This is a genomic window from Undibacterium sp. Rencai35W, assembly GCF_049340185.1.
Classification (GTDB): domain Bacteria; phylum Pseudomonadota; class Gammaproteobacteria; order Burkholderiales; family Burkholderiaceae_D; genus Undibacterium.
The window spans coordinates 483,813-496,797 of sequence record NZ_JBMPPC010000003.1 but is presented as its reverse complement, the minus strand read 5'-3'; the positions used below and the strand labels follow the sequence as shown (position 1 = coordinate 496,797).

11 protein-coding genes are annotated in these 12,985 nt (G+C 49.2%); 3 read left to right on the top strand and 8 right to left on the bottom strand.

Going from position 1 to position 12,985, the window contains the following annotated elements; genetic code table 11:
- Positions 1-124 precede the first annotated feature (124 nt).
- Positions 125-862 (bottom strand): ABC transporter ATP-binding protein, encoded by a 738-nt coding sequence (locus ACO0K3_RS09285; RefSeq protein WP_422983905.1) that lies wholly within the window; start codon positions 860-862, stop codon positions 125-127.
- Here ACO0K3_RS09285 and ACO0K3_RS09280 point away from each other — a divergent pair.
- Together ACO0K3_RS09280 and mnmH are read left to right on the top strand one after the other, a co-directional pair.
- Positions 861-1,553 carry an arylesterase gene (locus tag ACO0K3_RS09280; RefSeq protein ID WP_422983903.1) on the top strand — a complete coding sequence of 231 codons (693 nt, stop codon included), beginning with the start codon at positions 861-863 and terminating at the stop codon, positions 1,551-1,553. The genes ACO0K3_RS09285 and ACO0K3_RS09280 overlap by 2 nt on opposite strands.
- Before the next feature lie 4 nt (positions 1,554-1,557).
- Positions 1,558-2,619 carry a tRNA 2-selenouridine(34) synthase MnmH gene (mnmH, locus tag ACO0K3_RS09275; protein WP_422983901.1) on the top strand — a complete coding sequence of 354 codons (1,062 nt, stop codon included), beginning with the start codon at positions 1,558-1,560 and terminating at the stop codon, positions 2,617-2,619.
- A 158-nt stretch (positions 2,620-2,777) separates the two neighbouring features.
- Here mnmH and ccoS read toward each other — a convergent pair whose 3' ends face one another.
- The 7 genes from ccoS to ACO0K3_RS09240 form a co-directional block, all read right to left on the bottom strand.
- Complete coding sequence (ccoS, locus tag ACO0K3_RS09270) at positions 2,778-2,921, bottom strand: cbb3-type cytochrome oxidase assembly protein CcoS (RefSeq protein ID WP_422983899.1); 144 nt, start codon at positions 2,919-2,921, stop codon at positions 2,778-2,780.
- A gap of 103 nt (positions 2,922-3,024) precedes the next feature.
- Entirely contained in the window at positions 3,025-5,334 is a 2,310-nt protein-coding gene (locus ACO0K3_RS09265) for a heavy metal translocating P-type ATPase (RefSeq protein WP_422983897.1), read from the bottom strand.
- 29 nt (positions 5,335-5,363) lie between these two features.
- Positions 5,364-5,624 (bottom strand): heavy metal translocating P-type ATPase metal-binding domain-containing protein, encoded by a 261-nt coding sequence (locus ACO0K3_RS09260; RefSeq protein ID WP_422983895.1) that lies wholly within the window; start codon positions 5,622-5,624, stop codon positions 5,364-5,366.
- 531 nt (positions 5,625-6,155) lie between these two features.
- On the bottom strand, positions 6,156-7,130 hold the full coding sequence (locus tag ACO0K3_RS09255; RefSeq protein ID WP_422983893.1) for a S49 family peptidase: 975 nt from the start codon (positions 7,128-7,130) through the stop codon (positions 6,156-6,158).
- A 12-nt stretch (positions 7,131-7,142) separates the two neighbouring features.
- Positions 7,143-7,508, bottom strand: a complete 366-nt coding sequence (locus tag ACO0K3_RS09250) for a Rieske (2Fe-2S) protein (RefSeq protein WP_422958612.1) — start codon at positions 7,506-7,508, stop codon at positions 7,143-7,145.
- Between the two features lie 11 nt (positions 7,509-7,519).
- Positions 7,520-8,179, bottom strand: coding sequence for an HAD-IIIA family hydrolase (locus ACO0K3_RS09245; RefSeq protein WP_422983891.1), 660 nt, complete (start codon positions 8,177-8,179; stop codon positions 7,520-7,522).
- Positions 8,180-8,281: 102 nt separating this feature from the next.
- Positions 8,282-9,301 carry an RluA family pseudouridine synthase gene (locus ACO0K3_RS09240; protein ID WP_422983889.1) on the bottom strand — a complete coding sequence of 340 codons (1,020 nt, stop codon included), beginning with the start codon at positions 9,299-9,301 and terminating at the stop codon, positions 8,282-8,284.
- A 683-nt stretch (positions 9,302-9,984) separates the two neighbouring features.
- Between ACO0K3_RS09240 and ACO0K3_RS09235 the strand changes: the two genes are divergently transcribed.
- On the top strand, positions 9,985-12,933 hold the full coding sequence (locus ACO0K3_RS09235; protein ID WP_422983887.1) for an Rne/Rng family ribonuclease: 2,949 nt from the start codon (positions 9,985-9,987) through the stop codon (positions 12,931-12,933).
- The last annotated feature ends 52 nt before the right edge of the window (positions 12,934-12,985 follow it).

Here is a 12,985-nt window from a genome sequence, read left to right as displayed (position 1 = left end):
AGCAGATTTAGCCCATCGAATTAGTACATCGAATTCGCCAATGAGCTCCACCAATACACCTGGCTCCGCCGGACAACCATACAACACGGGCCGAGCAGTCTCGTACAGGCCCAAATCAGAGGTACTACTGTTCCGTCTCAAGACGCCCCGCAGTAATACGCAATGTCCGTCCGCAGCGCGCCGCAATCGACAAATCATGCGTTACCAGGATCAGTGTCGAGCCGCGCTCACGGTTCAACGCAAACATTAACTGAATTACCGATTCGCCTGTCGCTGCATCCAGGCTACCGGTAGGTTCATCGGCAAACAACAATGGTGGCTGCGTCACAAATGCGCGCGCTAGGGCAACCCGCTGCTGCTCGCCACCGGACAAATACTTGGGATAATGGCGTAAGCGACTGCCCAGGCCAACATGCTCCAGCATCTCGGTCGCCTTACTTTTGGCCTGCGTATCGCCGCGCAACTCCAACGGCAGCATGACGTTTTCAAGTGCATTCAAATGGCTCAACAATTGAAACGACTGAAATACAAAACCCAGTCGTTCTTTTCGAAATTGCGCCCGGCCGTCTTCATCGAGCGCAAAAATGTCCACACCATCCAGTACGACCTTGCCTTCGCTTGGCGTGTCCAATCCTGCCAGAATCCCTAGCAAAGTTGACTTACCCGAACCAGAAGCACCAACTATCGCAAGCGTCTCTCCTTCTTGCGCGGTAAAATTGATGTCACGCAAAATACTCAAGGTACCGGTCGCGTCCGTCACCTGCTTCGCCAGATGGCTAACATCGATTGCCTGACGACCGGCCAGCTTATTTGTGGTCGCCGCACCGGTCAATTCACTGCTTAATTCTTTAGGAAGATTCATGCTTTTTTGGTATAAAAAAAATAGGCTGCAATTAGTACAGCAGTTTTACCGTTGTGCGTTATTCAGCATCGTACTGATCATCGCATACGGCCTTACGCCAGCATTCGCACAAGCGGCCAGTCATTCTGCATCAAAAACCGTGCTCGTGCTTGGCGATAGCCTGTCAGCAGAATATGGATTGGCGCGTGGCACAGGCTGGGTCGCGTTGATGGAGCATCGCTTGCAAGAGAAAAAAATCGCGGCCAATGTCATCAACGCCAGTATCAGCGGCGAAACTACGAGCGGCGGCAAGGCGCGTTTAGAAAAACTGCTGAGTCAATATCAGCCCGATATCGTCATTATCGAGCTGGGCGGCAATGATGCATTGCGCGGCCTGGCGCTCAGCGCGTCGGAAACCAATTTTCGCGACATGGTGGCAATGAGCAGCGCGGCTAAAGCCAAAGTGCTCCTGGTCGGCATGCAGATCCCGCCGAATTATGGACGCGATTACACCGAGCGTTTTTTTTCTATCTACGGCAAGATCGCCAAGGAAAGCAAAACTGCACTAGTACCATTTTTACTGCAAGGCGTCGCCGACAAACCACAACTGTTTCAGCCTGACCGGATTCACCTGATTGCCGATGCCCACCCGATGATGCTGGACAATGTCTGGCTGCACTTATACCCTTTGCTGATCTCCAGCGCGAAATGAGTCAATGAAATATCCTGAGCTGCTGAGCTTTTCCGATGTGCTGCCAAGACTGGCGGAATTTGATGCGATTATCGATGTGCGCAGTCCTGGCGAATTTACAGAAGACCATCTACCCCATGCGATCAATTGTCCAGTGCTCGATGATGAAGAGCGTATCCGGGTCGGCACGATGTATAAACAGGTCAATGCCTTTGAGGCAAAGAAAGTCGGCGCAGCACTGGTTGCAAAAAACATTGCCAAATATATCGAAACACATTTTCTGGACAAACCAAAAGACTGGACGCCGCTGATCTATTGCTGGCGCGGCGGCAATCGCAGTGGATCGATGGCACACATCCTTGCCAAGATCGGCTGGCCAGTAGTGCAGTTAGACGGTGGTTATAAAAGTTATCGCCAGCACGTCAATCAATACCTGCCTGAGATCGCCAATACCATCTCATGGCGCGTCATCTGCGGCACGACAGGCAGCGGAAAAAGTCGCCTGCTGCAAACCTTACACAGGCAAGGTGCGCAGGTGCTCGATCTGGAGCAAATCGCCTTACATAAAGGTTCTGTGCTCGGCGGCTTGCCGGACTTGGCTCAGCCTTCGCAAAAATATTTTGAAAGCCAGATCTGGCAGACCTTGCGTGAATTTGATGCAAGACGTCCGGTATATGTGGAGTCAGAAAGTAAAAAAGTCGGCAACCTGCGAGTTCCCGATCAAGTCATCCAGACAATGCGCGGCGCGCCTTGTATCGCGCTGCATTTAACGATGTCTGATCGCGTCGAATTATTGATGCAGGAATATGCCCATTTTGTACAAAATCCTGAGGGACTAAACCGGCAACTAGAGTGCCTGGTCAGTCTGCATGGCAAAGAAAAAATTCAGCATTGGAAGCAACATGCAAACGAAGGGCAAATGCGAGAACTGGTGACGCAATTATTGGAGAAGCATTACGACCCAGTCTACGTACGCTCTATTGATAAAAATTTCATTCAATATCCACAGGCACAGGCGCTGCGCCTGCAAGGCATTAGCGACGAAGATTTTACCTCTACAGCAAAACTGATCCTGAGTGCAGAGTAATTCCCCTCATCATGGAATTTATGTCTGAATGGTCTGAACGCTCTGCTCGATGTGACAAAGACGCCGCCATAATAAATAAGTGCAGTCATACACAACACGCATAATTTTACGAAGAGAGTAGGCTTCACTGCGAGCAAGTGAAGGCCGCATCAGACCAATCAGCCCGCGTTATCATCAATAATGCGCTGCCCCTCTTGATCCAGTTCGTCGAACTGGCGATTACTTAAGGCCCACCAAAATACGCCGCCAATCGCGAATACAAGAACGACACTTAGGGGGATTAACAGATAAAGAATATCCATGGATTCAATCTATTCGCTATAACGACATATTGGTACGTTGAAGTGCTGCTATATTGCTGTGCTGATGTGCCTCCATACAGCTCAGTAAATCAGTCGATACTCATCAGGCTATCTGCAAAGTCACCGCTCGCTCCTGATATGGTGTAATTAAATTAAATGTCGCGGACCGGTTCATTCGCAATAAGCGCAAAGCATTCAACACGACGATCAAAGAACTGACGGACATCCCCACGGCAGCATGCCAGGGTTCTAGCAAACCTGTCACCGCAGCCGGAATTGCAATCAGATTATAAACAATCGCCCAGATCAGATTCTGGCGAATTAGCTGCATGGCTTTAGTTGCAATCGTCATCGCAAATTCCAGATCACTCAGCCAGTTCGACATCAATAGCAAATCACTACGGGACTGTGAAACCGGCGCGCCCTGCCCCATCGCTACAGAGATGTCGGCGAGCGATAATACCGGCCCGTCATTCATCCCATCACCGACCATCATGACGATCGCTCCCTGACGCTGAAGATCCTGAACGACCGCATATTTATCAGCAGGGCTAAGGTTACCTCTCGCATTAACGATCCCACATTGCTGCGCCACAGACTGCACAACGTCGTCACGATCACCGGATAATAACAATATCTTCTTGCCGCTTTGTTGAATACGATGTACTGCATCAGCGGCATCGTCACGCAAGGTATCCTCCAAAGCATACATCGCGAGAAAACCATCTTCATTACCAAGAACTGAGATCGTTTTATCTGCAAACTGAGAAGGAAGCGGACAAAGCTGAGGGCATATTTCAGCTACAAAATCATAGCGACCCAGACGATATTTTTTACCCTCAATACGCGCTTCAATACCGCCACCGGCCAACTCACACAAATGAGTGACGGCGACTTCGTCCCAGGCATTACCGTTGCCGGTATCGTTATTTGATGAGATGGCATCGGCAATTGCTTTCGATACCGGATGCATAGAATGCGATGTCATGGCCAGACTGATGGCATCTACCTGTGCCGACGTCAACTGAGAGGACTGTAGCTCATGGCCCGCACAATAAACCGTACTGAAGAGTCGTAACTTTCCGAAAGTCAGTGTACCGGTTTTATCGAAAATACAGTGCGTGGCTTTCGCCATTGATTCAATTGCTTTGCCTTTGGCGACCAGCACCCCATGTTTAGCCATTTGCCCTATTGCCGCAGACATTACTCCCGGCGTCGCCAGAGATAAAGCGCAAGGGCAAGTCACGACAATCACGCTGATCGCAATCCATAAGGCGCGATCAGGATCGATACGCCACCAGACACATGTCGTGAGCGCAGCGACGATTAAAATAACTAAGAGGAAACGGCTCGCGTGTTTGTCGGCGAGCTGTACGAGTGGTGGCTTTTCATTTGCCGCACTTTCCATCATGCTGACCAGTGACGATAACTGCGTGTCATTACTGACTCGTTGTGCTCGCATTAGCAGGACTCCGCTCAGGTTCATCGAGCCAGCAATTAACTCATCACCCGGTGATTTAGGGAGCGGGTGTGACTCGCCAGTCATCAGCGATTCATCACAATCACTTTGCCCTTCGATCACTACCCCATCTGCAGGCACCTGCTCACCCGCAACAATCATCAACACATCATTTATTTGGACATCGGCAGTGTCAATCGATACTGTCTGACGATTCTTCGGATAATGTATGAGGCGTTGGGCAAGCATCGGGTTCAGCTGCGTCAATACACGCAACGCCGCTGTTGTTTTGAGCTGAACCCGCGCCTCGATCAGACGTGCACCTAGCAGCAAAAAAACAAACATAATTACTGAATCAAAATAAACTGCACCGCCATGAAACGTGGCCCAAACACTCGCGACAAACGTCAACAGTATGCCGAGTGAGACTGGAACATCCATCCCAACATGGCGATTGCGGACATCTCGCAACGCTGCTGTAAAAAATGGCATTGCTGAAAATCCGACGACGGGGATCGTAATAACGAGGCTGGCGATTTTTAGCAAACGGTCTACATCTGGCGTCAGATCACCATCGATTTGCGGCACCGGAACCAGGTAAGCCGGAAAAGCGTACATCATGATTTGCATCATCGCAAAACCGGCAACAAACAAGCGCCACAACGCCATCTTATTTTCACGTTGCTGAACATCGTCCTGAGTCTGCCCGGTAGGAAAAGCGCCATAGCCCAGGTCAATAATTGACTGAATAATTTTTTTTAGCGAAGTGAGATGCGGTTGCCAGGCCACGTCTGCCTTATGGCTCGCGGCATTGATATTAAAACTTGTCACGCCAGGCAACTGGCGTACGCGAAAGATAATTAATTGAGCACAAGCAGCACAGCGCATGCCGGACAAACTCAGTTTGTCATGTCGAGTCGCTGTATTGCTTTGCGCTGGCTGATGTGAAGTCATTGATGTGAAGTCATTGTAAGGGGTATCACTTATGTCACATCCGGGGATGCAATCCGATCATTTGGCTTATTACGTACCTGCCGATACTGAGCAATTAAATTAGCTTGCTCAATTGTTTTAAGAACGGCGGCACAGCCGTGACAACATACCAATTGCATTTTACTGTCAAATTTTACTTCGACTGCCTGCGGCTTTCGCATTAGCTCATCGCAATGAAAACAGGCAATTTTCTCCCCCGAGCGCAAGCCTGGGAATATTCCTGCAAAAAAAGAAGTAACTGCGATAGCCATGACAATGACGTATAGAAAGGCGATATTTTTTATCTTAAGGAATTAATAATAGGCATTCTTGATATGGAACAAGATTTGTTCTAAAAAACGGCCACCAACTCAAATTATTTTTGAAGAAAATCGCTAATAATTCAAGCCGTAAACGTAAAAAACGGTGGCATTGCACCACCGCTTTTTTGCCCCTGTACTGGCGACATTGTGAGGAATCAGAGAGACCTCGGATCCGTTTGACATCACGGAGAGATACTACACAAATTGTGATTGAGACTGTTTCAAATACGACTTAGGTGCTACCTGTTTTCACTTCGCACATAACCGGATCACTAAAGAGAACCGGAGCTCAAATTCCATCCGTCTTGGATACAAATTAGTCCTTGTATATCGACCTCCTTCTTTTGAACCAGTTACAACCCTAATATAGGCCAATGTCAGACGCAGAAGAAGAAAAATATAACTATCGCTTTTGGATCAGGATTAAAAAAATTAACTAAACTATTTGGGTCTATCAGTGCTATGCACTACCCTGCTTCGTCAGTGAATTCCTGGCGTATTGAGCTTCGTCATTGCGGAGATTGCCCCAACACCGATCGACGCGCCAAATTTCTTCAATACGCGCTCCGGCAGGCCTTCTTTTTCAGTGTAATCAACAATATCTTCCGCTTCGATAACATCACGTGCCACGCTCGCCGTGGTACCAAAATCATCAGCCAGCCCCATCTCTACAGCCTTACTGCCGACCCAAAACAATCCAGAGAAGGTCTCGGGAGTTTCTTTTAAACGTTTCCCACGTCCCTGACGCACGACGTCAATAAATTGCTGGTGAATTTCATTCAGCATCTCTTGTGAAAACGCTTTTTGTTTCGCGGTTTGCGGAGAAAATGGATCCATAAAACCTTTGTTTTCACCGGCAGTCATCAAGCGACGCTCAACCCCTACTTTATCCATCAGTCCCGTAAAACCAAAACTATCCATCAGGACACCAATCGAACCGACAATACTCGCCTTGTTCACAAAAATTTTATCCGCTGCGGCAGCAATGTAGTAGCCGCCAGAGGCGCACATTTCATCGACGACGACATATAGCTTTTTCTGCGGATATTGCTTGCGTAAGCGCAGAATTTCATCATTGATCATCCCGGCCTGGACAGGGCTGCCTCCAGGGCTATTGATATGCAGAATCACAGCAATCGAACCAGAATCAGAGAAAGCACGGTTCAGTGCAGGAATAATGGCATGCGCACTCGCATTTCCCTCAGACTCAATCGTGCCATTGATATCTACCAGTGCCGTATGGCGCCCGGGATTTTCCGTCTCGGCAGAGCGATAGTCACTGAATAAATAAAAGCTGAAGAGAATTAAAACAAGAAATAACAACTTAAAAAAGATGCCCCAGCGACGACGTAAACGTTGCTCTTTTAAGGACTCTGTCGCCAGCTTTTGCAGCAATTCGCGCTCCCAGCCTGGCGTTGAATTAGTTGCACTCGTGTTTATTGGATTTTCCATCATGCGATATCAATGTTAAGCGACGACTGGCGTAATGTAGTCGTCGGGATGCCAGACTATCTGGCCGTCTTTTTCGGTAATCTCAATTTTGCGCAACCGTGCACCGCGGCAAGGTCCGCCCGTGCAATGCCCGTTTTCCGGCGTGTAGATGGCACCATGTGTTGCACACATGATGTATAAGCCACTGGACTCAAAAAACTCACCCGGGCTCCAGTCAAGTTCAATGGGCACATGAGCACAGCGGTTCAGATAGGCATGTGCCATACCATCAAAACGCACGACAAAGCCTGTTGCATCCTCATGTCCAGCCGTTACCGGAAAACGAATGCCTTTACCACCCTCGATTAATTCAGATGAGTCGCAGATCCTGATCTCAGTCACGTTTGATCTCCTCAGGCATTCTGACTAAGCCATGCATGCAATTCCGCAACTGTCTTGGCTGAGTAAAGAGGATTGTGCGATTGCAATGTCGCGGCATCATGTGCGCCATATTCAACGGCAATTGCCGCTGCACCTGCATTACTCGCCATCAGCAAGTCATGTGTTGTATCTCCGATCATCAGGGTACGCTCCATGTCCTGCCCCAACTCTCGGGTCAGCTCTTGCAACATTGCCGGATGCGGCTTGGAGAATGTTTCATCGGAACAACGAGTGGCATCAAAAACCGATAATAACTTTGCTGTGTGCAGTGCACGACTTAATCCAACACGACTTTTCCCCGTTGCTACCGCAAGGAAATAACCGTCCTGAGATAATTCAGCCAGCATTTCTCTGACACCCGGAAACAAAGGTAGCTCGTGATCACGCGCTAGATAATGATGACGATAGCGCTCTACCATGCGAGGATAATATTTCGGATCGATATCTGGCAAGGCAGCCTGCATCGCATCTGCCAGAGACAAACCAATGACATAAGCGGCTGCTTTTTCATCCGGAACAGGTAAACCAAGATCTTTTGCTGCTGCCTGGATACATTGCACGATCGTTGCCGTGCTATCCATCAATGTGCCATCCCAATCAAACACAATAAAATCAAATTGCTTTTTTGCCATATTCTTTCTTCACCACAAACCTGTCTGACGCAGTGCGTTGCCAGTACCCTAAATAATCGAAGTAACTATTTTACCCTTAATAAAGGATTAAGTTTTTACCCGCTAAACCAGGCTTTTAAGAAAACTCTGGCAATCCGTCGGCAACGGGGCATTGAGTGTCATTTCCTGACCAGTTTCAGGATGAGTAAAAGTAATTTGATGTGCGTGCAGAAACATTCTCTTCAGAACTCCGCGCTGCTCCGTCGGCTTGAGCAAAGCACGGTTAAGTGCAAAATCACCATACTTATCGTCACCTGCAATTGCAAAACCGCTGGACGATAAGTGCACGCGAATCTGATGTGTGCGGCCAGTCTTTAATTCAGCCTCTAGCAGTGCGAACTTATGGAATTTTTTCTTCAGTGAGAACACGGTATGGGATGCCATACCATCTGCCTGCACCCTGACGCGCCGCTCTCCGTCAGCGGTTGTGTACTTATGCAATGGCAACTTTACATGTTGACGTGCATTTTTCCAGTCGCCATGGACCAAGGTCAGATAACGCTTGTCGGTCAAGCCGTCACGCATTTGTTCATGCAGATTGGTCAAAGCCGTTCGTTTCTTAGCCAGCAACAAAATACCGGAAGTTTCCCTATCAAGACGATGTACCAGCTCCAAAAATTTGGCCTCTGGCCGGGATGCCCGGAGTTGTTCAATAACACCATAACTCACTCCGGACCCGCCGTGGACAGCGACGCCGGCCGGCTTATCAATAATGAGCAGATACTTATCCTCAAATACGATGTCAAACTCTGCTCCCGGGACGATCTGCGTAGAGGTTTCAGCAATACGAATTGGTGGTATGCGAACAATATCGCCCTCCTTCAAGCGATAGAGCTGATCAATCCGCCCCTTATTTACCCGCACCTCACCGGATCGTAAAATACGGTAAACATGACTTTTTGGCACGCCTTTACATATTCGTATTAAATAGTTATCTATTCGCTGCCCTGCATCCTCTTCAGCGATAGTAACGAGCTGAACCTGAGGCAGCACTTGCGACGACGCATGAGAAGGATGGCTGGAAGCACTGTTTTGCCCCTGTTTTTCAGGTGGCTTCCTATTATTTATCGCTAAGTCCTTCATTTTGAATATATAATCGTTTTCGCTTCAGCTTTAGGCTTTAGCTGGTGTATGAATAAACGCGTATTCTACACAGGGGCATGTTCATCGGCCTCGCCAATTTGCAAATTCGATGGAAAAGATGTGTATGCACATCATTATATTGGTCAGGGTTGCAACCAATTGTGGCAATCGGACAGGATGTAATGATTTGGATCAGAAAGTTTGAATAGTAAGGATCAGTCCAGCAAGAGACGTTTGTATATTTATTACACCCGTGCTTGCCGGTTGATGATTTTGACCAGTGTGATCGATTTCGCCAAATACAATTAATCAAAGATGGTTTGGCACTCAACAAGTTGCTCATCGCCTGGCGTTGTATTCATGTTTTGTACGATAAAACACGAATCAGACAACGCGGGGGACATGTGCACTCGATCCACAATTAAAGTCATCCGCGCCTGGTGCGCAACAGAAGTAAGCTAGCGATCATATTCAGGGACGGCATCAACTCTGCCAGTCGCTTTCAGACATAGTTGTCGGATATGTCGGATATCTCGTCAGTAGTAATTGATTCTGTTGCGCCAGAGGCATTTCCCGCCCCATCAGACTCTCCGTTCTCGCATACATCCCAATGTACGCAAGTTGCTTGCCTCGCACTAACGGGGTAACAACACAAGATGACCAAAAGGTCACGGAGCAGAACCATGAAACGCATGCTATTTAATGCGACGCAGCAAGAAGAATTGCGCGTAGCCATTGTCAATGGGCAAAAACTCATCGACATCGATATCGAAACCGCCGGACGTGAATTACGTAAGTCCAACATTTACAAAGGCGTTATCACCCGCATCGAACCCTCCCTTGAAGCCTGTTTCGTCAATTATGGCGAAGAACGTCACGGTTTCTTACCATTTAAAGAAGTAGCCCGCGGTTACTTCAAAGAAGGTATTGATGTTCGCAATGCTTCCATCAAAGATGCGTTGCGTGAGGGCCAGGAAATTATGGTCCAAGTTGAAAAAGAAGAGCGTGGCAATAAAGGCGCAGCGCTGACCTCGTTCATCTCTCTGGCTGGCCGCTATCTGGTATTGATGCCAAACAACCCTCGCGGTGGTGGTGTTTCCCGTCGTGTTGAGGGTGAGGATCGTCAGGAATTACGCGAAACGATGGATAAACTGGACTTGCCTACTGGCATGTCCGTCATTGCACGTACCGCAGGTATTGGCCGTAACGTCGACGAATTGCAATGGGATTTAAACTACCTGATGCAACTCTGGCGCGCCATCGAAGGAGCAGGCAAATCCTCTGCCGGCGCGTTTCTGATCTATCAGGAATCGTCCTTGGTTATTCGCGCGATCCGCGATTACTTCCAGCCAGATATCGGCGAAATCCTGATCGATACTGACGAAATCTACGAACAAGCCCAGCAGTTCATGAGCCACGTCATGCCAGACATGGTGCACCGTGTTAAGCGTTATAGCGACGACGTACCGCTGTTCTCCCGCTTCCAGATCGAACATCAGATCGAAACAGCCTACAGCCGCACCGTGCCATTGCCATCAGGCGGCGCAATTGTGATTGATCACACTGAAGCTTTGGTGTCCGTTGACGTCAACTCAGCGCGCTCAACCCGCGGTGGCGATATCGAGACAACCGCATTCAATACCAACTGTGAAGCGGCCGAAGAAGTCGCACGTCAATTGCGTCTACGTGATCTGGGCGGCTTGATCGTGATCGATTTTATCGATATGGAAAACGCCAAGAACCAGCGTGAAGTGGAAACCCGCCTGAAAGATGCCTTGCGCTATGACCGCGCACGCGTCCAGATGGGTAAAATTTCCCGTTTTGGCCTGATGGAATTATCTCGTCAACGTCTGCGCCCTTCTTTATCCGAAGGCAGTCATGTGACCTGCCCGCGCTGCAATGGCACTGGCCACATCCGCGATACCGAGTCTTCTGCATTGCAAGTCCTGCGCATCATCCAGGAAGAAGCAATGAAAGAAAATTCAGCAGCGATCCACGTACAAGTGCCGGTCGATGTTGCGGCATTCTTGCTGAACGAAAAACGCGGCGAAATTCTGAAAATTGAAACACGTCATCGCGTCACTGTCATTTTGATTCCAAATACGCATTTGGAAACGCCTCACTATAAACTGGACCGTCTGAAAACAGATGATCCACGTCTGGAAGAACATCACGCCAGTTATGCGATGGCTGAGCAGGCAGATACAGATATCGGCTATAGCAAGCGTCAGAAAGAGGATGTCAAGCCACGCCAGGAAGCAATGGTAAAAAGTATCACTCCAGATACTGCACCTATCGTAGAACGCAAAGAAGTTCCCGTTGCAGCGCCAGTTTTGGTCGCGGCTGCCAAACCAGCCTCAGAAGGTTTCTTCAGCAAGTTGTTTAACCTGTTCCGCTCAAAACCAGCAGAAGCAGTCGCTGAAGTACCGGCAGTAGCAGAAAAATCGCAAAGCCGTGAACGATCTGAACGTGACCGCAATAGTCGTGGTCAGCGTAATCGTAGCCGTAATGGCCGTGGACGAGATCGTGAAGACCGCGAAGAACGACCTGCGACTAATCGTGCAGAGAAGGATGATTCCGTAAAACCGGCACCCCAGGAACAAGCTCCGCGTCCGCCAAAACAAGCACGTCCACCACGCGAAGAGCGCGATCCGCAAGAACCTAAGCAAGAAACTCGTCGTGATCGTCAACAACGTCAACGCGAAGAGCGCAAGGAAACTCAGGGCGACTCAAAATCTGCTGATGCCAACCTGAATACTGCTGCTCTGGCTGCGAATGCCGTACCATCGGTGGCAGTAACAAACGACGTAACAGACAATACAAAGTCTTTGACGCCGAACGCAGTAGAAGGCGAAAACGCAGAACAAGGTGAAGCTCGTCGCCGTCGCCGTCGTGGTGGTCGCAATCGCAACCGTCGTGACCGTGAAGCTGGTGACAATACGGAAAATAGCGATGCCGTTTCTGGCAATGAATTCGTGTCACACGAAGAAGCACCAGTCATGCCAATCAACGCCGTAGCTGCAATTGCGGAAACCGTTGCAGAATCTTCTGAGATCGCCGCCATCTCGAACCATACTGCGCCAGTCGAAGTAACGCCAGCTCCTGTTGCTGTTCAGCCTGTCATGCCGGCTGAGGTCGTAACGACACCTGTTTTCGTTGAAGCAGTAGCGACAGCTCCGGCACAATCTGACGTACCAGCAGTGGCAGCACCGGTTCAGGCACATCTGGACCTGACTCCGGCACCAGCGGCGGCAATCAATGTCGCAAATGACATCGTTGCTCCAGTAATTGCCCCAGTCACACCGCCAGTAGCCGAAACAGTTCAGGTAGTTGAATCTGCTCCGACCGTTAGCGCTCCGGCAACCACGGAAGTGCCAGCGGTAGCAGTAGCGACTACGACGGCACCAGTCGTGGCATCAAAACCCGTAGAAGCGGTTGTAATGCCCGTAGAGAGCTTAAATGTCATGCTGCAACAGGCAGGTCTGGTATTGGCGAGTACTAACCCAGAAAAACTGCGTGCCGCACAAGCATCAGCAGCAACTGCTACGGTAGCGCCACGTGTACCACGGGAACGCAAGCCAGTTGCTACTGCTGCCAGCGAGCCCTTGGTTTTGGTTGAAACCAAGAAGTAATTAAGCCAACCTATTCACGGGATTTTTTAAACATCCAAAGCTTTTAAATCCA

What these genes read in the sequence shown, in the direction of transcription:
- ACO0K3_RS09280 (WP_422983903.1), top strand. Translation starts at nt 861, where the DNA reads ATGCTTTTTTGGTATAAAAAAAATAGGCTGCAATTAGTACAGCAGTTT.
- ACO0K3_RS09285 (WP_422983905.1), bottom strand. Translation starts at nt 862, where the DNA reads ATGAATCTTCCTAAAGAATTAAGCAGTGAATTGACCGGTGCGGCGACC.
- mnmH (WP_422983901.1), top strand. Translation starts at nt 1,558, where the DNA reads ATGAAATATCCTGAGCTGCTGAGCTTTTCCGATGTGCTGCCAAGACTG.
- ccoS (WP_422983899.1), bottom strand. Translation starts at nt 2,921, where the DNA reads ATGGATATTCTTTATCTGTTAATCCCCCTAAGTGTCGTTCTTGTATTC.
- ACO0K3_RS09265 (WP_422983897.1), bottom strand. Translation starts at nt 5,334, where the DNA reads ATGACTTCACATCAGCCAGCGCAAAGCAATACAGCGACTCGACATGAC.
- ACO0K3_RS09260 (WP_422983895.1), bottom strand. Translation starts at nt 5,624, where the DNA reads ATGGCTATCGCAGTTACTTCTTTTTTTGCAGGAATATTCCCAGGCTTG.
- ACO0K3_RS09255 (WP_422983893.1), bottom strand. Translation starts at nt 7,130, where the DNA reads ATGATGGAAAATCCAATAAACACGAGTGCAACTAATTCAACGCCAGGC.
- ACO0K3_RS09245 (WP_422983891.1), bottom strand. Translation starts at nt 8,179, where the DNA reads ATGGCAAAAAAGCAATTTGATTTTATTGTGTTTGATTGGGATGGCACA.
- ACO0K3_RS09240 (WP_422983889.1), bottom strand. Translation starts at nt 9,301, where the DNA reads ATGAAGGACTTAGCGATAAATAATAGGAAGCCACCTGAAAAACAGGGG.
- ACO0K3_RS09235 (WP_422983887.1), top strand. Translation starts at nt 9,985, where the DNA reads ATGAAACGCATGCTATTTAATGCGACGCAGCAAGAAGAATTGCGCGTA.